Origin of the sequence: Lysinibacillus sp. 2017 (assembly GCF_003073375.1) — a bacterium.
GTDB lineage: Bacteria > Bacillota > Bacilli > Bacillales_A > Planococcaceae > Solibacillus.
This window is the reverse complement of record NZ_CP029002.1, coordinates 2,179,196-2,201,063: the sequence shown is the minus strand read 5'-3', so window position 1 is coordinate 2,201,063 and position 21,868 is coordinate 2,179,196. Positions and strand designations below refer to the sequence as shown.

Sequence of the window (21,868 nt, the reverse complement as noted above, 5' to 3'; positions counted from 1 at the left end):
ATTGGCTTTACTTTTAACAGCAATATAGCCGTTATCGTGATCACATCCCTCGCTAAGTCGAAATCCAGTCCGAAATCGATGTAATAGTTTGTTCGTGTATGTACCTCCGTTTTGTTTGAATTGGTGCATCTAGTTCACAGTATAGTAGATGAATATAAACTTAAAATGAACAATAGCATATTATTTTCAATAAAAGATAAATAAAGTAAAAATTTTATGAATAATGGTAAAAAAATTATTATTTCAGGCCATTCTTCGTGGAAAAGAAAAATAAAAAAACAGATAGAACGGTATCAATAAATAATACTTGTTCTATCTGTTTCGATGATTAAACTTTTCTTACCTCTAATTAAACTTAGGTCGGTCCGTCATAGCGGGTCTTTTTTTACTATTTTACGCCTGGCACCCAACCAACATTACGTTTCATTCTGATCATTAGCGGCTCTGGAATGTTATTATCACGACTCATATCCATTTCAGTAATAACTGGTTCACCAGCTGCTACTTTTTCTACCCAGTGTGGTTCAATTAATAGCTCACGACCAAGTGCAAGTAAATCAGCGCCTGTTGCCATCGCTTCTTTCGCATCTTCTGGTGAAAAAATCGAACCAACGCCGATAAGCGGTACACGACCCTTAATGACGCGGTTTAAAATTTTAATACGGTTTTCTTTTTCACCGCTATATCGACGCGCTTCTGCACGGAAATCACCTAATGAAATGTGTAAGTAATCGAGCTTTTCATCTGCTAAACGATCTACAAGTTGAACCGTTTCATCTAGAGTGATCCCATCTTCCTCAGGCTCTTCGGGGCTAAAACGATAACCAACGATAAATTGGTCATCAGCATATTGCGCTTTTGCACGGTTTACACGATCGATAATTTCTAATAAGAAGGTCATACGTTTTTCAACAGAGCCACCGTAACGGTCTGTACGTTTATTTGTAAAGCCTGAGAAGAATTGTTGTAATAAATACGTATTGGCACCGTGAATTTCAACACCGTCAAATCCTGCTTCAATTGCGCGACGTGTCGTTTCACCAAAGGCTATTACGATTTCCTCAATTTCTTCTACCGTTAAAGCACGAGCCACACCGCCATCTGCTGCTGTCGTGTCACTTGCACTTACGATATCACCATTTGGTACAAGGTTACGTCCTACTTGGCGTCCGCCATGCTGTATTTGTAAAATTGCTTTTGCACCACCATCGTGAATTGCATCTGCAATACGTTTTAAGCTTGGAATGTATTCATCGCTATGCGCCGAGATTTGACCTGGGAAGGCTTTCCCATTAGGAATTACGTAAGCACATGCTGTAATCACCGCACCGACGCCATATGAGCGTTCACGGTAATATGTAATCTCCGCATCTGATACGGTATCATCAGCATTTGCTGAGTATGTTGTCATTGGCGCCATCATGTAACGATTACGAATTGTGACGCCGTTTTTAAAAGTAAATGGTGTTAAATAAGTTGTCATATTGTTCACTCCTTCTAAACAAGAGTAATTTTATCGGATTTAAAAGTCAAAGATTGTGCTTTACTACTACTTTCCTGCATCATAATGAAGAAAGCAGTAGAAAGGATAATTATATTGAGAGTAGTTTCAGAAAAATGCGGATTTAAAACGCTAAGAATGTAGATGAATCGAAATGCGGCGGTGCTTGGAATTGAAAAGAATAATATCTGGTTTACCCAATATTTTTATTCTTCTTATAAGATAATTTTAGGGATAACCAATTTATGGAAAAAAGTATAATTGCAGAGATTATAGCAATTCCAAATAATTCAATAGTCTCTTTAGAAGTAGATGGTAGACCCTTGATAATTAATGTTATTGCTGCAAATACAACGAAAAACTTAATTGCATTTTTTATTAAACGTTTGTTTGCCTTTGAGTAATCTGTACTTGTGAAGATTGATGTATATTCAATGCCTGATAAAATGTAACGCATTAAAATATAGATTATAGGGATTAAGATATTTATAAAAGCAAATAGTGGATTGCTTATTTGAACTTCATTATAAAATTTCGCTGAAATGAAATAAAGTACATTGATTAAAATTAATAGCAGTAAAGCTTCACTGAAAAAGTCTTTGATTTTATTTTGCTTATACTCATCTGACGGTAAAAAAAAGAAAATTACTGAATTCTTCATAATTCTTCCTCCCAAAATAAGTCATTTAGTGTTTGATTTAACGCTTTAGCGATTGCAATACATAGTGTTAGTGAAGGATTAAATTTGTTATTTTCTATTAATCCAATGGTTTGACGCGTGACGCCCGTCTGTTTAGCAAGTTCATCCTGTGTTATATGCAAAACTGAACGTCGTGACTTAACTTTATTTTTCATTCATTTTCTCTCCTAATTCATATTCGGTATTACAATCAGGTTAATTGTAATGTATATATTGCAATTAAGCAACATATATATTGCAATTTTAAAGCAGGAGTAACCGAAATAACGTTCCTAATGAATGTTTGAGCCACTAAAAAAGCCATCAATAGTCTCTTGAATAATGTAGGTGTCTTTCTGTAATAGGGCCATTTTCTCAAATGATTTTAATTTAAAAATGGATATTTATGTTAATATTTAGGTGTGAGATGAAAAGTGGATTTGGTTACATAGAAATTTATTGCAGATGAAAAAGAGTTAGCATTGGTGAATATTTTGTGTGGAAGTGGTTTGTCTTAGGAGAGGAGATAAAAAAATGATTGAATTACGAAAGATAACTGGGGATAACATAGATGAAGTAATAGTACTTGAAGTTGGGGAAAACCAGAAAGACTTTATAGAAACTACTAACCTCAGAAGCTTTGCAGACGCTCATATGTTGAACGCAGACGGTATACCAGCGACTCCACTAGCCATTTATGCTGATGATATTATGGTTGGATTTTTGATGTATATTTACGATACGATGGATCATGAGTCATTTGAAAATGAAGTTTTCTATGGTAAGAAGAGTTATTTCATTTGGCATAATATGATTGATAAAATTTACCAAGGAAAAGGATTTGGCAAACTTGCTTTTGAAAAAATGTTGGCGGATATTGAAAACATGCCAGATGGGGAAGCAGAATTTGTAACCCTCTTTTATCATACAAGTAATGTCATAGCTAAAACATTATACGCATCATTTGGTTTTGTAGATACTGGCATCATTCAGGATAATTCGATGTTGGCGATTAAAAAGTTAGATAGAAAAATAACAGAATCCTTGTGCAATAGATTAGGGGATGCGAAATGATACAGGTTTTATTTGTTATCTTATTATGGGTTATACCGATTATCCTTGTTACAAATACATATTTTAAAATGGATAAGGAAGAACGACAGAAGCTTAAAACTGAGTTTAAAAGTCCGTTAACATTTTTATGTGTGGGATTGCTAATTATAGGCTTTTTGCTATCACTTTCTGGAATTATCCTAGCGATTGGATTGCTTCAGCATATTGGTGTAACTATGGTATTTACTAGTTGGTTTACTACTAGTATTGTAAACTGGAAAAAAGGAAAAACTAATTTTATAAAAAGTGCTGTACTTATTTTATTAGGGGTCTTAGGAATAGCAGCTTATGGATTTATGGTTACCTAGAAGAACTATCGGTTTTAAAAAGTAGGAGGTATCTTATGACGTCAATCGTTTTAATGCTTGTTATTGTATTAATAATATGGCGAATTAAACAAAAAAAGGAACTATTCGCTAAACTTTCTTTTGGTGAAAAAATTTATACATCCCTAATATATGTAATGTCTTTATTCATAATTTTTTGGACTGCTTCAAAGCTTCTGACAGCAATTAAAACGTTTGAATTAAATGGGTTAATTGAAACATTTATTTTCTTAATTATTTTAGCTTTTGGATTGTGGCTCATTGTTACTATTTGGTCAAAGATTTTACCTAAAAAAGTATTAGAAGATTTATAAAGTATACAAGTTAATTTTGTGTTGTAATACGTCATTTATTTTTCTAGTTCTATTCTACTTCGGCTAAAAATATAAAATATTTGGAGACGTTTTTTATTTCAATTAAGTTTTATGAATCTTTGACAAAAAGAGCTACACTTATCCCAATATGAAGGATAAACGTAGCTCTTTGTAATAATGGCATTAGGCCCAAAGGTATTATTATTCAAGAAAGATTTAATAAAATTTTAGGTTTGCCGGATTATGAAACATTCGTTGCCGAAATAAACGGTGAGTTAGTCGGTTTTGTAGGAATGTGTAAGCAAACTGCATATGAATTTGATGGGCCGTATGTAAGAGTTTTAGCACTAGTAGTTCATGAAACTATCGAAGGAAAAATATTGGACAAAGTCTTATGTTAGCAGTTGAGGACTGGGCAAAAAAGAACCATTGTGTAGCAATTACATTAAACAGTGGGAATAGAGAAGAACGAATCGCTGCACATAACTTTTATAAAAATTTAGGATACTTAGGAAAAAGTACAGGTTTTAGCAAAAGTATAATAGTTTCAAATAAAAGTTAGGGAATCGATCCGCCATTTTATTAAATGGGGAGGGCTGCTTAGGATCGCGATTTTCCTAAATGAAAGTTTAGGAATACACCAGAAAGCTACGAAAATAGAAGAATAAGAGTTCGAAAAGGTTGTACGGTAATAATATACCGTGCAACCTTTTTATAGTTTAAAAGTACAAAACGACAAGTTTCAAAAAAAGGTACAAAGTCATTTTAAAATATTGGTAACTTATATCTTATTGACCTTTATTACTATTTAATGGATTTTTTACGTAGAAATATGTTGAATTTAATATTTTTCTATATATAGTATATTTTTGAACTATTCATTTATTTGTATATTTATAATTACGCTTCAAAATAGAGGTTCAGGTAATTGAGCAACTTCTATTTTGTGACTTCTTAAATTTAAATATCATTCAACAGGAGGTAATGTATTTTGAAAAAAGTATTGTCAATTGCAACAGCAGCAGCTATGGCTATTAACATTGTGAGTGTTCCATTTAATGTGTTGGCTGAAGAGGTACCAGGTCAAAATGTAGTGAATCTAGCAATCGAAGAGCAGGTCAACACATCATCTAAAGCTTTCGTGAGTAAATTTAGTTTGCAAGGGAAAGACATTTTAAGTGCATACAATGAAGTTTTCAAAATGGATAATACGAATATTAAATCGATCGAAAACAATGGTGGGGTGTATTCTAAGTCGTATCTTAAATATGCAATCGATGAAAATTTAACTACCCACTGGGAGACAGGAAAACCTAATAGTGACACGTTTACAAATGAAGTGGTGTTTACTTTCAATGAATTAACGGATTTAAATCGCATCGTTTATGCAGCGCGTCCAGGTGGTAAAGGCTATGCTCAGGAATTTGAAGTATATGGTTCTACTACAGATGGAAGCGATGATTTTACTTTAGTAACGGAAGGTGAATATAAAGGCTCTGTTGGAGATGTCATTGAAATTAAATTTAACCGTAAAGAGTTTAAGCGACTTAAATTTGTATTTAAAAAAGCCAATCAGAACTGGGCAAGTGCGGGTGAATTTAGTTTTTATAAAGAAGATTTAGTAACGGATCAAATGGCTAATTTATTTACGGATAGCACAAAAAGTAAAATATCCGATGATTTTAATTCGCTAGAAGCATTAAATAAGCTTGAAAATAATGTGAAAGCACATCCTCTATATGAACAATTTAAAGAGGATATCGAAAATGCTAAAGCATTAGTAAATCAGCAAAACATAGAAGCAACTACAGCGGTAACGAACACATTTAGTCATTATGCAAATGCACAGTATGCTGAGCAATTTAGAATGGACTATGACAATATCAAAAGTATACATAACAATGCAGGTCACTATAGCAGTGCTGTTATCGAAAACGCCGTTGACGGCAAATTAGATACATATTGGGAAACAAACAAAGCGAATAGTGCTAGTTTTTCAAATGAAGTGGAAGTAGCATTCAAAGAAGCCGTTACATTAGATCGTGTGATGTTTGGAGCAAGAGCATCTGACCGTAAAGGGTTTGCAGAAGAGTTTGAAATCTACGCTTCTCAAACATCACAAGGAGATACATATCAGCTAGTAGCAACTGGTAAGCAAACAATGGTAGCCGGATTAGTGGAAGCTAAATTCGAACCGACAACATTTAAGCGTGTGAAGTTTGTATTTAAAAAGTCCAATCAAAACTGGGCAACATTATCTGAATTAGCATTCTACAAAGAAGATGAGATCCAAGATAAGATGAACCGTCTCTTTACAGATACTACAATGAGTAAGGTCGTATCAACATACGATACATTGGATAAAATCAATGCGCTAGAAGCAGAAGTTAAGTCGCATCCTTTATATGAAACGTATAAAGAGGCCATTGAGCTAGCGAAACAGATTGTAAAAGGTGAGCTTGTTACCGAAGGAAGAATTATTGAAGCCGAACAGCACGGGAATATGGTTAGTCATGCGCAACAAAAGCTGAAAATGTCATATGGAACAAATAACCAGCCAACTGGAATTGTAGCAAGAGCTGGTGAGAAGATTACGGTATATGTAGATGCAGATGCTGGTGGGCCATTACCACAACTAGTCTTCACACAACAGGAAGGTAGCTGGAATGCGTGGACAAACACGATTAGTTTAAAGCAAGGTAAAAACGAATTTACAGTTCCAAAAATTTACACAGGAAATGTGACGCAAGGCGGACCCATCTATATCGTCAATCCGTACACATCTGAACAGCAAAAGAAAGCTCCCGTTATTAGATTTGAAGGGGGAGAAAGATTCCCGATTTTCAAAAAAGGTACAGATCCACAAGCATTTAAAGTATTTTTAACAGACTATCATAACCGTTTAAATGCAGATAATGCAGAACATCCGGATGTGTTAGACCGCGAATTAATCGATGTAGTTGAAATCGTGAGTGACCGTATTATTTTCACAGGTACAGCTTCACAAGCATATGACGCATATATTACAAAAAATAATGATCCAATGGGTACAGTAAATGGTTATGATGTGTGGATAAATAAATTATTCGAATTCTCTGGATTAGATGGCAGCAGCGAAATACATGATTCAAAATTGATTCGAGAAAATATTCGTTTAATGCAACCATATGGCGCAATGTACGCCGCAGGAAATCATACAGGTATTCAAAGAGGTACTGTTCCTTTAATGTTTAATGATTTTAGTAAAACATACCCTGGGTGGGGGTTAACCCACGAAATAGGACATCGCATGGCTGTTGGTGTACGAGAATATGGCGAAGTTACAAATAACATGGTATCGATGGGGATGTCAGTGGATTATCATTCAATCGATACGCGCATTCCGTATGAAACAATGTATGGCTATTTAATTGAGGAAAATAAAGTTTCAAGAGAAAATACAGGTTATTTCGGAGGACTCGGGGCGTTTTGGCAGCTTGAATTAGCACACCCTGGCTACTGGGCAGAATTAAATAAGCTCTATAGAGAAAGAAACCTATCGCTTACAAACGGAGATTTGTCCAAGCAAAAATATTTAATTGAATTATCTTCAGAAGTATTACAGCAAGATTTAAGCAGTTATTTCGCCCGACATGGATTTACGGTAAGTGATGAAACGAAAGCGGTAGTTAGCAAGTATGCCGCACCTAAAAAATTGTGGTATTTAAATAATAGTGTAATTGGTTATGAAGGGACGGGCTTTAAGGCAAGTGCTTTGGTCGATATCAATATCATGCGTAACGAAGAAAAACGAAAAAATACGTTAATGCTGGATATGGACAAGGACAATACAAATGCTTTACTAGGCTATGAAATTATTCGTAATGGGAAAGTAATTGGCTTTACTTCAACTGCAACGTTTGTCGATCAAAATGTTGATGTAAACGAAAACTATACGTATGAAGTAATTGCGTATGACAAAAAGCTGAATAGTTTAAAACGTGTTGGAGTTAAGGCTTTCCAACCAGCACTTTCTATCGAAAATCAGTTAACACTTAAATTACAACAAGAATTTGACCCAATGGATTATGTAAAGGCAGTTGACTATCAAGGAACGGATATTACACAAGACGTTACCGTTACATCAAATGTGGATACCAATAAAAAAGGTACTTATAAGATTGTTTATACAATCAATCATAACGGAAGTACGGAAACAAAAACGACAGAAGTTACTGTAGTAAGTGACTTTGAATACGCTTCAGATATTAGCCCTGTAACTGCAAAGATTGCGTGGGGTGGTTACCAGAAAGATAAATCGCCATCTGGTGGGATAATTGGACTTATGAGACAAGGTCTTGAAACGACGTATGCTAAAGGAATCGGAGCACATGCTGCATCAGAAGTCGTGTTTAACATCGAGGATAAAGGCTTTGATTTCTTTGAAAGTTACATCGGAATCGACCAAGCGATGAAAGGTAGTAAGTCATCAGCAACATTTGAAGTTTGGGTTGATGGCGAAAAGCAATATGTGAGTGATGTAGTTGAATCAAGCACAGAAAGTAATTTTGTTAAAGTGCCTGTAACGGGTGCCAAAGAAGTAAAACTGATCACAACGGATGCTGGAATTAATGGGAATGCGGCTGACCATACCGTTTGGGCAGATGCTAAGTTTACGAAAAACGAAAGTAAGCCAGTTTTAACTGTCGCAGAAGATTTTGCAATGGTGAAATTAAACAGTGACTTTGATCTTCTAAAAGGTGTAAATGCGTTTGATGCCGAAGATGGCGACTTACTTAGCGCGGTGAAAGTAACGGTAAACGGCTATACGCCGAATAAATCAGGCTTATATCAAGTGGATTATGCTGTCACAGATAACGATGGCAATACCGTAACTACATCGAAGGAAGTCTATGTATATAGTGATACAACGTTTGCGACTGATATCGATTGGAAGTCTGCTACCACAGCTTGGAACAAAGTAAATAAAGATAAGGCTTCAGCAGGCGATATAATTAAATTACTCGTTAACGGGGAAACAAAGGAATTTGAAAAAGGTATCGGAACACATGCAAACTCTGAAATTGTATACGACCTTGAAGGAGAAAACTTTGATTACTTTGAAACATTCGTAGGTATCGAGAGAAGTATCGCTGAAAATGCTACATCAAGTGTAACGTTCAAAGTACTAGCTGATGGACAAGAAGTTTATAATAGCGGGGTTATGAAATATAACACAGAAGCAAAATTCGTGCGTATTCCTGTAAAAGGTGTAAAAGAGTTAAAACTGATTGCGAATGATGGTGGGTATAACGGTTCTGACCATGCCGCTTTTGCAGATGCGAAGTTCTATTTCTCGAATGGACTCCCAGAACTTTCGATTCCTCAATCAGTTGCAACGAAAGTAGGAGAGCCAATTAATGTAAATGTGGCGTACACAGCAGTTGATGCCGAAGATGGCGACTTAACTTCTCAAGTAAACGTGACAGGTATTGATAAAGTAAACTTTAACAAACCAGGGAAATATGAAATAACCTACACAGTAATAGATCATGATGGCAATACCGTAACAAAAACGAGAACGATTGCTGTTGTAAATATGGGAGATTATAACTACCTTTCAGATTTTGATTGGAGTTCGACTCAAAATAGTTATGCCGCTCCAATAAAAGATAAAGCAATAAGTAATAACCGTTTAAAATTAACGAATGACAATGGTAGTGAAGTCGTATATGAAAAAGGGATTGGCGCGCATTCTAACTCTACAATCGTGTATGATTTAACGGATAAAGATGCCGCTTACTTTACGTCGTTTGTTGGCGTTGACCGACAAATGTATAACAGCGTAGGGTCTGTCGTGTTCCAAGTATACGTCGATGGCGTGAAGCAATTTGACAGCGGTTTAATGGCATCAAAAGCTGCTCATAAATTCGTTGAAGTCAATCTAGCTGGAGCAAAGGAACTTAAATTAGTTGTGACAGACGGCGGTAATGGAAATGGCTCTGACCATGCAACATGGGGTGACGCAAAATTACACTTTGCCAATGCAAATCGTGTATATACGGATGATCTTGCATCTAGTATAGAAATTGCTCAAGCAGAGGATTTAGAAAGTTACACGGAAGCTAGTGTGGAAGCTTTACAAAATGCCATCACAAATGCAAATGCAGTTTTAGCAGATATAAATGCTTCCCAAACAGAAGTCGATGAAGCATTAACCGCATTAAATGCAGCAAAGCTAGGTCTAGTAGCAATTGATTTTAATCAAGTCATTGCAATTTCAGATGCCGCTTTAAGTAATGCTATTAAAACAACATTAGGTATAAATGGTGATATTACGCTAGGGGATATGCAAAACCTAACAACTTTAACAAGTGAATCACAAGGAATACGATCTCTAGAAGGTTTACAATACGCAAAAAATTTAGAGACACTCACTATTTCGGCAAATGAAATAACAGATTTCTCTACATTAAAAGGGTTACGTAAATTAATGACACTGAATGCCAATCCTCAATTTGTTGAAATGGGAGAAATGAAAGGTTCAGTAATAGAGATAGAAAACATTGTGAGAGGGATAGATGGTCTGAAAGTTAAACCTGTTTCAGTTGTATTTAGTAACACAATCATTCAAGAATCGAAAGAGGTAGACGTAAAAGGATTGGATGAACACCCAGAATTGTTCACAATCGATCTTACGAATGAAGAAAAAGGACTTTATTGGTTAGGACTTTCTTATAAAATTGAAGAAAGTACCGTAATGTTACGCTACCTGATTAACAATAAATAAAAACGTTAGACATCCCCGCGAGCGATTAAACAACAATACAATAAAACGAATTGAAACGGCTTGAGACATTAAATTAATGCTCAAGCCGTTATGTTTTTGCTATTGAAGGTTTATGATAAAACATAGATTATATCCAAAATTTTAAATTGTTTGAACTAATTTCACGGATTCACTAGGAATGGCTTGTTCTGAAACACTATCGAAGAAATGTAATTTGTCCGGTTGGAAAGAAAAGTTATATTCTTTACCTACCGTGAAAGATGTATCTCCTGAAACCTTCGTAATAAAGCTTTGTCCATTTACTGTACTATGAATATAAGATTCTGCACCTAGTGATTCCTTAACTTCAATTGCAGAAGGGAAGGTATTTTCGCTAGTTTGTCCAACTATAATATGTTCAGGGCGAATCCCAACAATTGTTTCCGTCCCATTTTTTAATACGTGTAGGTACGCTTGCGGAATCGCAACTTTATGGTCGCCGATTACAAAATGCTGACCAGAAATTCTAGCATTGAAGAAGTTCATTGCGGGTGAGCCAATAAAGCTCCCTACAAAAACATTATTAGGGTTTGTATATACTTCTTCAGGTGTCCCAATTTGTTGAATAACCCCGTCTTTCATAACAACGATACGAGTGGCCATTGTCATAGCTTCTGTTTGGTCATGCGTTACATAAATGGTTGTCGTGTTTATATTTCGATGTAATTTTTGGATTTCTGCACGCATTTGTACACGTAATTTTGCATCGAGATTGGATAATGGCTCATCCATTAAAAATACTTTTGCTTTACGTACAATAGCGCGACCTAGTGCTACACGTTGCCGTTGTCCGCCAGATAAGGCTTTTGGTTTTCTCTTTAAATACGGCTCAAGGCCTAATATTACAGCAGCCTCATTTACACGACGCTCAATTTCTTGTTTGGGTACTTTGGCAAGCTTTAATCCAAAGGCCATATTTTCAAAAACCGTCATATGTGGATAAAGCGCATAACTTTGGAAAACCATCGCTATATCTCTATTTTTAGGTTCTACATTATTCATAAGTTGATCGTCAATATAGAGTTCACCTTTTGAAATCTCTTCAAGCCCTGCAATCATACGTAATGTTGTAGATTTCCCACAACCAGAAGGTCCTACAAAAACAATAAATTCTTTGTCATTAATATGCAAATTGAAATCTTTCACAGCTTCATTTTCTTTATCGTAAATTTTATAAATATGTTCTAAACGAATTTCTGCCATTCTCTTCAACTCCCTTATTAAGATAGATTAAGCGTAATTCAAATTACATTATGTGCCTAGAGGAGTTTCTGCCACTCTTTCATATGAGTGAGTGTGCATTTTGTACAATTTTAAAGCAATGCTTATTTTTAGAAGGTCATCACTACTTTTTAAATTTCTGCCACTTAATTCTTCAAAACGTTCCAGTCGCTTTTGAAGCGTATTTCGATGAATATAGAGTGCTTTCGCTGTTTGACTAAAATTACAAATATGTTGTATATAACATTCAACCGTTTCTAATAGAGTTCTTTCAGCAACCGATTCTTTTAGGATGATGGAAACGAATTGTTCTCTTTCACGGTCAAGGGTAGCTGTTAGCATTTTCGTTAAAATCATTTCGTCGAGTTCAAAAACCACTTTTCGATCGGAATGGCATATTTCATTTGGAATGCTTTGCAGCAATTGATAGCTTTCTCGCAATCTATCTTTTTGTTCAAGAGGGGTTGTCATTATGGTGAAAGATGTTTTAAAATCATCTTCAATCAACGCAATAAACGGCGTAAAATTTATAAATTCTTCACCATTTACTAGTAAAACACCATATGTTAGTTCATCAAATGGTAATATATAGCAAAAGCAACCTGCAATAGACTCCAAAACATGTTGCAAGTCATTAATTTTATGAAAAGGTTCTAAAAAGACCACTTTTAATAATTGAAAATGATGAATATCTTCGGGCGGTTGTATGGATTCATCTGTAAAAAAACGCATCCAAAGATGTTGCATATCAAAATATTCAGGTAGGGGTTTCAAGAAGATCGACAGCACTGTACGTTCTTGCTCGGTTAATTGACTTTTGGGCACTTCTAATAAACCATACTCACTTTGAAAGATAAACTTATTGGCGGTATCTGTTCGATAATCGGTTAATTGCGGAAATGTTTCAAATAACAATTTATAATTCATTGTTTTTCCCTCCACTTTGACTAAAGGAATGATGTAATGAGAGCATTTATAAAAAAGTATAATACGTTACATAATCAAATGTTTTTACTATTTTCAGTCGTGTCCCTCGTCATTATTAGTGCGGTTACTTTAATCGGATATAATAAATTTTCTTCTGTTTATGATGAAATTGTACAAGCGCAGTTAGAACAAACGAGCGTCGAATTAAACAGCGCAATTGATGCAAAGTATTCACAGGTAAGTATGATTGCGTCACAAGTTTCAACCGATGAGGATATTCAAAATTTAATGTATCAATTGTTAAGTCACCCTGATATGGCAAGCCTACAAGCGCAGACTTTTAAGCGAACGTTAAATCGTTACTATCCTTATGTTGAGAGTATTTCAGATTACCGTTTTTATGCATTAGACGGAACGGGATTGTTTCCGGCCTCCCAAGATTTAACGGTGATTATCGATGATCAATCGATTCAAAAGGCTTTAGATGCAAAAGGACAACTTATATGGGTAGGGCAGGATTCGAAAAGTCATAGGTATTCTTATGCGATTAAAGTCATAAGATTAATGAACCACTCCTATGAAAATAGTGGGTTTCTAGTATTGAAACTTTCAAATGAATATTTCGATACGCAGTTTGGTGATACCGATAACTTTATTCAAATCTTTGACCATTCAAAACAGTTTCTTACAGGGAAAAATTCGTCTAACGTATTGCTTACGGATGAAGGGAAAATCTCCATCGACGACGAGCCATTTTATGTCGTTAAAAGTGTGTCACCACGAACTGAGTGGACAATCTATGTTGCACAATCAATGGAAAGTTATAATTTAAAAATACAAAAGATTCAGTTATTTTTAGTTGGTATTGCGCTAATTGGTGTCGTGCTGGGCTTTTTATTGTCTTGGATTATTGCATCCTATATCACATCGCCATTAAAACAGCTTATCGAGGCGATGCGTAAGGGACCAAAAAGGCAGCTGCTACATATTGAAGAAACGAACAGCTCTCTTGAAATGCATACCTTACATCATACCTACAATCAATTTATTACTGATATCGAAAGGCTTATTGAAGAGGTATATGAAAAGCAACTACTTCAACAGCAAGCAGAATTGAAAGCATTACAATCTCAAATCAATCCGCATTTCTTATACAATACATTAAATACATTTTATTGGAAATTGATCGATGATGGCAAGGACGAGCTTGCGGATTATGTGTTATCCATGTCTGCCCTGTTTAAATATAGTGTTAGCGCTTCAACAACGGTCACAGATGTTGTTACTCTTGAACAGGAATTGGAGCAAGTTGAGCATTATTTAAATTTGATGAAGATGCGTTTAGATGACCGTTTAACATGGCGTATTCAATGTGAACCGGAACTTAAATCCGTTCAGATTCCCAAACTAATATTGCAGCCATTTATTGAGAATGCGATTATTCATGGGATTGAGCCACAACGCACAAAAGGGATTATAGATATAAAAATTTGTTCAAAAGGGCCGCACTTATTATCGATTATCATTCAAGATAATGGGAAAGGGATGCCTGCAACTACGCTAGAAAATTTAAATAAAGTGACAGATATTCCAACGGGCATGAATCATATCGGCATTCATAATATTCGGTTGCGACTCGCTATTCATTATTCAGAAAATGTTGCAGATTCACTGTACTTCAAAAGCGATGAAACTGAAGGTACTAAAGTGTCACTTATTTTACCTAAGGAGGAAAAATACTCATGACAATTCAGTTATTAATTATTGAAGATGAAGCGATTGTTCGAAAAAGTCTAAAAAATATGATTGAAAAAAATAGACAAGCCATCACTGTTTATACAGCAGCCGATGTTTATGAAGCTAATGAGTATTTCCAGCTTGCACCTATACACGTATTAATTCTTGATATTCAGCTTCCTGAAATTGACGGCCTCACATTCTTAAAAAAGCTACGACAAAAACAACCGGATTTAATTGTGATTATTTTATCGGCACATGCTGACTTTTCTTATGCGCAGCAAGCAATCGATTTGCATGTCGAAAAGTATTTGATAAAGCCTGTTTCAAGGGAAGCATTATTAGAAGTGATTGATCAAAGTATAAAGCACGTGAAGATTATACCAAGCGCGGATCACGCCAGTATTCAACAAGCGTTAAATTATATTCATACACATTTTAATGAACCCCTAACGTTACAAGAATTATCTGAGATTGTACACCTTAATACGAGTTATTTTAGCTCTCTTTTTAAGCAATCTGTTGGTGTGAATTTTTTGCAATACCTCACGAATTACCGTATTAAAGAAGCAAAGAAATTATTATTAGAGCACAATTACTCAATTGAAGAAATTTCAATTCGAGTAGGCTACAAAACTTCTAAGTATTTCATCCAAATTTTTAAAGAGTATGAGAAGATTACACCAAATCAATACCGAAAACAAAGACATTCCAAAGATAATGGGGTTTATCCTAAATAATTTGGAATTTTCAGTCTCTTATTTTTGATATTATAATCTTAATCACATATGGGGGGGAGATTATAATGAAAAGGTTTAAGAAAGCGCATACATTTTTCTTAGCTAGTATAGTTGGGGCACTATTAGTATTAGGTGGATGTAGTTCTTCGAGTAGTGATAGTTCAGTTAGTGGGGATGGAAACAAGGTTGTAAAATTCATGCATATTTGGCCACCGGGTAGTTCAAAAACGCAAAATCAAATTGTTGAATCGGTTGTTAAAAAGTATGAGGATGACAATCCAGGTGTAAAAATTCAAGTAGAGTATTTAGAAAATGAGCAATACAAAGATAAAATCAAAGTTCTTTCTTCATCAAACGAATTGCCTGATGTAGGGGTGACATGGGCAGCTGGTTATTTAAAACCATTCGTTGAAGGTGGTTTAATGGCAGACTTGTCTGACGTATTAGCAAAAGATAATTTAAAAGACCAATTCGTTGGTGGTACAACAGAAGCATATGCCTTTGATGACAAGACATATGGTCTACCAATCGAGTTAAATATTGCACCAGTTTACTACAACAAAGAAATTTTCAAAAAGAATGGTTTAGAAGTACCGACAACATACGCTGAATTTGTAAATGTTGTAAAAACATTAAAATCAAGTGGTGTAACACCAATTGCACTTGGAAATAAAGAGGGGTGGACAGGCTCGCTATGGTATATGTACTTAGCAGATCGTCTGGGTGGCTCAACACTTATTTCTGAAGCAATTGCACAAGAAGTATCATTTGAAAACGATGATTTAGAACAAGCAGCGGCAGATTTCAAAGAATTAGCTGCATTAGGTGCTTTTAGTAAAGGGACAAATGGTTTATCAAATGACGAAGCAAAAGTTGAATTTTTAAATGAAACGGCAGCCATGTATCTAATGGGTAGTTGGGAATTACCGAATTTCACAACGAGTGATGAAACAACACAAGAATTTAAAGATCGAATTGGATACTTTAATTTCCCTAATTACGAGAGTGGCGCGGGTGCAGCAGATAGCTGGATCGGTGGACCAGGTGTTGGTCTATTCGTTTCTGAAAATTCAAAGGTAAAAGACGAATCAAAAGAATTCGTTCGTTACTTTATCGAAGAATGGGGTAAACAATCGTTCACTAAAGCGGGCGTAATTCCAGCTACAAAGGTAGATACGTCTTCACTTGATTTACCACAAATGAATATTGACGTTTTAAATGATTTAAACAAAGCAAAAAATATTACACTATTTGCTGATGTACAAATGCCTGCTTCAGCAGCAGACACACATTATAATTTATTGCAGTCATTAGTTAGTGGAGATATAACACCTGCTGACTTTACGAAGCAAACAGAACAATCGCTCAAGTCTGCTAAATAAAGTGAAACTTCAATCAGTGGGGGTTTTGCCTCATCCCCACGGATAGTTAGTTGAACCAATCGGGCTTTTATGGGCAGTTGATCTCCCTCCCACCTATGCTTTTCGTTCTTCTTAAGAACTAAGGTGGGAGTCTTACTGCCCGTTAATGCGGGATAAATTTATTAGGACATATCAATTATTGATATGTCCTATTTTCAAAAGGAGTGATACCTATGAATCGATTGAAAGCTTCGAAACTTGATTTGTTGATATATGTCGGACCAGCGTTACTCTTACTGCTGGGTATTGTTTATATACCTATTGTACAAACGGGCTATTTTGGCTTAATGGAATGGAATGGAATTGGTCAAAAAACATTTGTCGGGCTTGAAAACTATTTAGCATTGTTACAAGATTCAAAGTTTTGGAGTAGTGCCTATCATTCGCTTATTTTAGCAGGGGCTTCAATTATTAGCCTTATATTTTACTTAACGATTTCATTCGTTTTAGCAAGCCGCATTAAGGGAGCGAATCTACTACGCAAAATTTATTTGATTCCTATGTTACTGGCTTCTGTTGCGATTGCACAACTTTGGATGAAAATTTACAATCCATCGAACGGAATGCTTAATATGTTTTTAATGAAACTTGGTTTCGAAAATACACCTGCATGGCTTGGCGATGCAAATTTAGCGCTTTATGCAATCATTGTGCCAACAATTTGGCAATATGCAGGTTTTTATATTCTTATTTATTATGCTGCGTTAAAAAATGTTCCGGAATCTCTTGTTGAAGCAGCGCGTATCGATGGCGCATCTTCATTCCAAATTGCACTTAAAATTAAGTTACCGTTAATTATGAACGTTGTGAAGGTAACCATCGTACTAGCTGCAGTTGGATCGTTGAAATATTTCGATTTAATTTACATTATGACAGGCGGTGGGCCAAGCGGTTCAAGTGAAGTAATGGCCTCATATATGTATAATACGGCCTTTAATAAATTTGATTTTGGCTATGGTAGTGCGATTGGTTTCTTCTTATTAGTCATTTGCCTGGTGGCGACATTCATAATCCAACGTTTGACTATCGCTGATAAGGATCTTTATTAGAGAGGATGAACAGCTATGGATATGTTAAATGAAAAACTAAAAATGCCAGAAGTAGTAGCGAAGAAGACGTCAGAGCACAGCTTTATGCAAAGAATTGGAAAGGGCGTACTTTATGTCATATTGATTGGTATTGCCATTATCCAGCTATTTCCTATCTATTGGCTTGCGCTATTTTCTTTGAAAAACAACTATGAAATTTTTAATTTATCACCACTTGCATTACCGCAGGAATTACGTTTTGAAAACTACATTAAAGTATGGACAGAAGGAAATATAGCAACATACTTTTTTAACAGTATTTTTTACACAGTTTCAGCGGTTATTTTAACAATTTTATTAGCGAGTATGGTTACCTTTGCGATTACGCGTTTGCAATGGAGAGGACATAAGCTTGTACTAGGTCTCTTTATGCTAGGGCTGATGATTCCTATTCACTCTACGCTTATTCCATTGTTTAATACGTACACAGCCATTGGGTTGATCAATCATCCGCTTTCATTAATCTTGTCTTATACGGCATTTAATATGCCCGTTACGATAATGATTTTACTAGGATTTTACGAAGCATTATCACATGAAATTGAGGAAGCAGCCATTATAGATGGTGCGTCTATCCATCAAATATTTTTCCGAATTACATTGCCAATGACAGCTCCGGTAATTGCTACGGCATCGATCATTAATATGATTTACAACTGGAACGAATTTGTTTTCGTAAATACATTTATTAGCTCAGATGAACTGAAAACACTGACAGTAGGTATACAAAACTTTATTGGGCAGTACTCGACAGATTGGGGTGCTATTGGTGCAACGCTAATGTTTAGTATTATTCCAATATTGATTATCTTCCTTGTTTTAAGTGATCGTATCGTTGAAGGGATTGCTGCAGGTTCTGTAAAAGGCTAAGGAGGAATTATTATGTTACAACAAACATTTTCAAAACTATTTGTCGTTTGCGAATGGATAATGAATCTGGTGCTACTGAATCTGCTGTTTATATTTTTTAGTTGCACAGGTCTTATCCTATTTGGATTTGCGCCGGCGTATACAGCAATGAGCCTTGTTTTTAAACAGCTCTATGAGGGAGAAGATGTACGAATTGTTCGTAGCTTTTATACGATTTTTAAAAGTGAGCTTATTAAGAGCAATAAATTTGGTCTAATATATGGCTACTTGCTTATACTCTTATTTATTAATTTTTTGTTTATACAAACGTTACCAGTAACCATTCAAACGGCAGCGATGCTAGTACTTATTGTACTCACTATACTTGTGCTAGGTAGCAGTTTATACATTTTTCCTTTGTATACGAAGTTCGAATCTACTGTTTGGTTACTAATTAAAAATAGTTTGCTTTTAGCAATCGCCTTTTTACCACGTACAATTTTCACACTCATTCTAATTTTTGCAGTGGGCGTTATTTGTTTTTATCAACCAATTCTAATTTTCCTTATAGGGTTCAGCGGTATTTGTGCGATTACGATGCTCACGAGCCAACCATGTATTAAAAAAATAATTTATACAACTTAAGGAGTGTGTGTTTATATGATTCAAAATCCAATTTTAACAGGCTTTAATCCAGACCCTTCGATTTGCCGTGTTGGCGATGATTATTATATTGCAGTATCTACATTTGAATGGTTTCCAGGTGTAGGCATTTACCATTCAAAAGATTTAGCGAATTGGACACTTGTACGTAGACCATTAGAGCGCCTTTCTCAATTGAATATGATTGGTAATCCAAATTCTGGTGGCGTTTGGGCACCTTGTCTTACATACAGTGATGGACAATTTTGGCTTATTTATAGCGATATTAAAGTCGTTGCTGGGCAATGGAAAGACGGACATAATTACTTGGTAACTGCTACATCTATTGAAGATGAATGGTCAGAGCCTATTTACTTAAATAGTGCAGGATTTGATCCCTCTTTATACCATGATGAAGATGGAAAAAAATATCTCTTAAATATGGTTTGGGATGCAAGACTTCATAATCATCCGTTTTATGGAATTAGTCTTCAAGAGTATGATCACGAAATAAAATCTCTTATCGGGGAACGTAAAATCATTTTTAAAGGGACAAACGCTAAACTGACAGAGGCACCGCATCTTTATAAAATTGACGGCTATTATTATTTATTAACGGCTGAAGGGGGCACGCGCTATGATCACCGTGCAACAATTGCGCGCGCATCATCGATTGAGGGGCCATATGAATTGTCTCCACATAATCCATTAATTACGGGATTCTTTACACCGGAAGAAACGCTACAGAAGGCGGGGCATGCTTCACTCGTTCAAACGCATACAGATGAATGGTATTTGGCCTATTTAGTTGGTCGTCCACTGCAAGACGAAAATAAACCATTACTTGATCCACGTGGCTATTGTCCATTAGGTCGTGAAACCGCTATTAGTAAAATTGAATGGAAAGACGGTTGGCCTGTTGTAGTTGGAGGCAATTATCCACAACTACAAGTTGAGGCACCAGCTATTGTGCCACAACCAATAAGTAATTCAGCACCAATCACGTATTTTAATAGTGAACTGCCTTTGGATTTCCAAACGTTGCGTCAACCGATGGACAGCTTTGCAACTTTGCTAGAACGTCCTGGCCATTTACGTTTAATCGGGAAAGAATCCTTAACATCTACATTTAAACAAGCGTTCGTTGCAAGACGTTGGCAGGATTTCCACTTTGAAGCCGAGACAAAGGTAGATGTATCGCCAACAACATTCCAACAATATGCAGGCCTTGTAAATTACTATAATACAGAAAATTGGACTGCTCTTGATATTACATTTGATGAAGAGCTAGGGCGTGTTCTGACAATTTTAAGTAATGACAATACGGCTTTTAGTGCGCCTTTAGAAACGCCAGTTGTGCTACCTGAAAAGGGTGAAGTTTACTTGAAGGTATGTGTTGCAGCGAATGTTTATCAGTATAGTTATTCACTAAATGGGACGGACTGGGAAGAAGTAGGACCAAAATTTGAAAGCTATAAGCTGTCAGATGATTATGTACAAGGTGGAGGTTTCTTTACGGGTGCCTTTGTCGGTATGCATTGTGTGGATTTAGAGAAGCAATCACTTCCTGCTGATTTCGAATACTTCCGCTATGAACCTAAAAAACATGAATAGTGTCAGCGTGTCTATAGCGTTTCAGTTTTTTATTGTATTAATAGTAAAAGACCTAGATCACCAAATAACAACAATCTTTTAAAAAACAGCCTTTTTTAAAGATGATATGCTCTAAAACTATATTGTTGTATATTAAGAAATCTAAAAGGTATATTTAAGCGTTTAAATATACCTTTTAGTTTATTGAATATGAAATTTAGTACTTAACATCTTTAGGGATTTTTAAAAACTGAACACTGTCTTTCCAAGGATATATCTTTAATTCGAGGGTAATAGTTGGTTTATCATCAGACTGAGATTGAGTGAAAATTTGGTCATAACTAATAAGTTTTCCGTTTGAATTATAATGAGGTATACTCCCTTGTTTCTCCCAACCTGCTTCTGAAAGTGGTGTAAACACATTCACATCAAAGGTAAATAAACCCTTACCTAAATACCAATCATAATTTTCTTCAGTAGTAATTTTTATAAATTCACTATCTGAACTCTCCAAAATATTTACGACTTCTTTTGAAGTAACTGAATCAATTGGCGGAGAAGGATAGTGCCAATAATTACTTAGGAACAGATAAAAGAGGACGAGCAGAACAATGGCTATTAGAAAGCTTTTTCTATCCTCTATTAATGCTATATTATTCTTCATGCTATAAAAACACCTCTATATTAGTTTCATACATACATTATATTTCTACTTATATTCTACAATCCCTTTAATATCAGAAACGTTCATTTATCACATCTCCAAAGAAGCTTGGTAATAAAAGGACTGACTTAACAAAAGTTGGTCCTTTTTTGCGTGAATTTTTAGCAGATTGATAAGTCACGGTTACGAAATAACTGACTGAGTAAATAGTATTAATTCCTGAAGTGATTGAATATTCGAAATAA

Annotated in this window: 17 protein-coding genes and 1 pseudogene; 12 read left to right on the top strand and 6 right to left on the bottom strand. The window is 35.4% G+C overall.

Going from position 1 to position 21,868, the window contains the following annotated elements; translation table 11 throughout:
* Positions 1-388: 388 nt before the first annotated feature.
* From DCE79_RS10630 to DCE79_RS10620, 3 genes are all read right to left on the bottom strand, one after another.
* Entirely contained in the window at positions 389-1,483 is a 1,095-nt protein-coding gene (locus DCE79_RS10630; protein ID WP_108713031.1) for an NADH-dependent flavin oxidoreductase, read from the bottom strand.
* 211 nt (positions 1,484-1,694) lie between these two features.
* Positions 1,695-2,162 carry a hypothetical protein gene (locus DCE79_RS10625; RefSeq protein ID WP_108713030.1) on the bottom strand — a complete coding sequence of 156 codons (468 nt, stop codon included), beginning with the start codon at positions 2,160-2,162 and terminating at the stop codon, positions 1,695-1,697.
* Positions 2,159-2,356 carry a helix-turn-helix transcriptional regulator gene (locus DCE79_RS10620; protein ID WP_108713029.1) on the bottom strand — a complete coding sequence of 66 codons (198 nt, stop codon included), beginning with the start codon at positions 2,354-2,356 and terminating at the stop codon, positions 2,159-2,161. Before DCE79_RS10620 ends, DCE79_RS10625 begins: the two co-directional genes overlap by 4 nt.
* Before the next feature lie 358 nt (positions 2,357-2,714).
* On the opposite strand from DCE79_RS10620, the gene DCE79_RS10615 reads away from it, so the two are divergent.
* The 5 genes and pseudogenes from DCE79_RS10615 (at position 2,715) to DCE79_RS10595 (ending at position 10,702) form a co-directional block, all read left to right on the top strand.
* Positions 2,715-3,254: a GNAT family N-acetyltransferase gene (locus tag DCE79_RS10615; RefSeq protein WP_108713028.1), complete on the top strand. Its 540-nt coding sequence runs from the start codon at positions 2,715-2,717 to the stop codon at positions 3,252-3,254.
* Positions 3,251-3,601, top strand: a complete 351-nt coding sequence (locus tag DCE79_RS10610; RefSeq protein WP_108713027.1) for a Fe3+-siderophore ABC transporter permease — start codon at positions 3,251-3,253, stop codon at positions 3,599-3,601. Before DCE79_RS10615 ends, DCE79_RS10610 begins: the two co-directional genes overlap by 4 nt.
* Positions 3,602-3,636: 35 nt before the next feature.
* Positions 3,637-3,933 carry a hypothetical protein gene (locus tag DCE79_RS10605; RefSeq protein WP_108713026.1) on the top strand — a complete coding sequence of 99 codons (297 nt, stop codon included), beginning with the start codon at positions 3,637-3,639 and terminating at the stop codon, positions 3,931-3,933.
* A gap of 233 nt (positions 3,934-4,166) precedes the next feature.
* Positions 4,167-4,495 (top strand): annotated as a pseudogene (locus DCE79_RS18985) (GNAT family N-acetyltransferase).
* 429 nt (positions 4,496-4,924) lie between these two features.
* The gene (locus DCE79_RS10595; RefSeq protein WP_108713025.1) at positions 4,925-10,702 is read left to right on the top strand and encodes an NPCBM/NEW2 domain-containing protein; all 5,778 of its coding nucleotides are present in this window, start codon (positions 4,925-4,927) and stop codon (positions 10,700-10,702) included.
* A 141-nt stretch (positions 10,703-10,843) separates the two neighbouring features.
* Here the strand turns inward: DCE79_RS10595 and DCE79_RS10590 are convergent, their stop codons facing one another.
* Both DCE79_RS10590 and DCE79_RS10585 read right to left on the bottom strand, forming a co-directional pair.
* Positions 10,844-11,944, bottom strand: coding sequence for an ABC transporter ATP-binding protein (locus DCE79_RS10590; RefSeq protein WP_108713024.1), 1,101 nt, complete (start codon positions 11,942-11,944; stop codon positions 10,844-10,846).
* 48 nt (positions 11,945-11,992) lie between these two features.
* Positions 11,993-12,889, bottom strand: a complete 897-nt coding sequence (locus DCE79_RS10585; RefSeq protein WP_108713023.1) for a PucR family transcriptional regulator — start codon at positions 12,887-12,889, stop codon at positions 11,993-11,995.
* Positions 12,890-12,925: 36 nt separating this feature from the next.
* Here DCE79_RS10585 and DCE79_RS10580 point away from each other — a divergent pair, with 36 nt between their 5' ends.
* The 7 genes from DCE79_RS10580 to DCE79_RS10550 all read left to right on the top strand — a co-directional run bounded on the left by DCE79_RS10580 (position 12,926) and on the right by DCE79_RS10550 (position 20,980).
* Positions 12,926-14,635: a sensor histidine kinase gene (locus DCE79_RS10580; protein ID WP_108713022.1), complete on the top strand. Its 1,710-nt coding sequence runs from the start codon at positions 12,926-12,928 to the stop codon at positions 14,633-14,635.
* Positions 14,632-15,366 carry a response regulator transcription factor gene (locus tag DCE79_RS10575; RefSeq protein WP_108713021.1) on the top strand — a complete coding sequence of 245 codons (735 nt, stop codon included), beginning with the start codon at positions 14,632-14,634 and terminating at the stop codon, positions 15,364-15,366. Before DCE79_RS10580 ends, DCE79_RS10575 begins: the two co-directional genes overlap by 4 nt.
* A 65-nt stretch (positions 15,367-15,431) precedes the next feature.
* Positions 15,432-16,748, top strand: coding sequence for an extracellular solute-binding protein (locus DCE79_RS10570; protein WP_108713020.1), 1,317 nt, complete (start codon positions 15,432-15,434; stop codon positions 16,746-16,748).
* 212 nt (positions 16,749-16,960) lie between these two features.
* The gene (locus DCE79_RS10565; RefSeq protein WP_108713019.1) at positions 16,961-17,836 is read left to right on the top strand and encodes a carbohydrate ABC transporter permease; all 876 of its coding nucleotides are present in this window, start codon (positions 16,961-16,963) and stop codon (positions 17,834-17,836) included.
* 42 nt (positions 17,837-17,878) lie between these two features.
* Positions 17,879-18,745 carry a carbohydrate ABC transporter permease gene (locus DCE79_RS10560; protein WP_199912322.1) on the top strand — a complete coding sequence of 289 codons (867 nt, stop codon included), beginning with the start codon at positions 17,879-17,881 and terminating at the stop codon, positions 18,743-18,745.
* Positions 18,746-18,757: 12 nt separating this feature from the next.
* A complete protein-coding gene (locus DCE79_RS10555; RefSeq protein WP_108713017.1) occupies positions 18,758-19,369 on the top strand; it encodes a YesL family protein in 612 nt (203 codons plus the stop codon).
* A gap of 15 nt (positions 19,370-19,384) precedes the next feature.
* Positions 19,385-20,980, top strand: coding sequence for a glycoside hydrolase family 43 protein (locus DCE79_RS10550; protein WP_108713016.1), 1,596 nt, complete (start codon positions 19,385-19,387; stop codon positions 20,978-20,980).
* A gap of 196 nt (positions 20,981-21,176) precedes the next feature.
* Here DCE79_RS10550 and DCE79_RS10545 read toward each other — a convergent pair whose 3' ends face one another.
* Entirely contained in the window at positions 21,177-21,623 is a 447-nt protein-coding gene (locus DCE79_RS10545; protein WP_108713015.1) for a hypothetical protein, read from the bottom strand.
* Between the last annotated feature and the right edge of the window lie 245 nt (positions 21,624-21,868).

Coding starts and splice junctions, on each gene's coding strand:
- DCE79_RS10630 (WP_108713031.1), bottom strand. CDS start 1,483: ATGACAACTTATTTAACACCATTTACTTTTAAAAACGGCGTCACAATT.
- DCE79_RS10625 (WP_108713030.1), bottom strand. CDS start 2,162: ATGAAGAATTCAGTAATTTTCTTTTTTTTACCGTCAGATGAGTATAAG.
- DCE79_RS10620 (WP_108713029.1), bottom strand. CDS start 2,356: ATGAAAAATAAAGTTAAGTCACGACGTTCAGTTTTGCATATAACACAG.
- DCE79_RS10615 (WP_108713028.1), top strand. CDS start 2,715: ATGATTGAATTACGAAAGATAACTGGGGATAACATAGATGAAGTAATA.
- DCE79_RS10610 (WP_108713027.1), top strand. CDS start 3,251: ATGATACAGGTTTTATTTGTTATCTTATTATGGGTTATACCGATTATC.
- DCE79_RS10605 (WP_108713026.1), top strand. CDS start 3,637: ATGACGTCAATCGTTTTAATGCTTGTTATTGTATTAATAATATGGCGA.
- DCE79_RS10590 (WP_108713024.1), bottom strand. CDS start 11,944: ATGGCAGAAATTCGTTTAGAACATATTTATAAAATTTACGATAAAGAA.
- DCE79_RS10585 (WP_108713023.1), bottom strand. CDS start 12,889: ATGAATTATAAATTGTTATTTGAAACATTTCCGCAATTAACCGATTAT.
- DCE79_RS10580 (WP_108713022.1), top strand. CDS start 12,926: ATGAGAGCATTTATAAAAAAGTATAATACGTTACATAATCAAATGTTT.
- DCE79_RS10575 (WP_108713021.1), top strand. CDS start 14,632: ATGACAATTCAGTTATTAATTATTGAAGATGAAGCGATTGTTCGAAAA.
- DCE79_RS10570 (WP_108713020.1), top strand. CDS start 15,432: ATGAAAAGGTTTAAGAAAGCGCATACATTTTTCTTAGCTAGTATAGTT.
- DCE79_RS10565 (WP_108713019.1), top strand. CDS start 16,961: ATGAATCGATTGAAAGCTTCGAAACTTGATTTGTTGATATATGTCGGA.
- DCE79_RS10560 (WP_199912322.1), top strand. CDS start 17,879: ATGCCAGAAGTAGTAGCGAAGAAGACGTCAGAGCACAGCTTTATGCAA.
- DCE79_RS10555 (WP_108713017.1), top strand. CDS start 18,758: ATGTTACAACAAACATTTTCAAAACTATTTGTCGTTTGCGAATGGATA.
- DCE79_RS10550 (WP_108713016.1), top strand. CDS start 19,385: ATGATTCAAAATCCAATTTTAACAGGCTTTAATCCAGACCCTTCGATT.
- DCE79_RS10545 (WP_108713015.1), bottom strand. CDS start 21,623: ATGAAGAATAATATAGCATTAATAGAGGATAGAAAAAGCTTTCTAATA.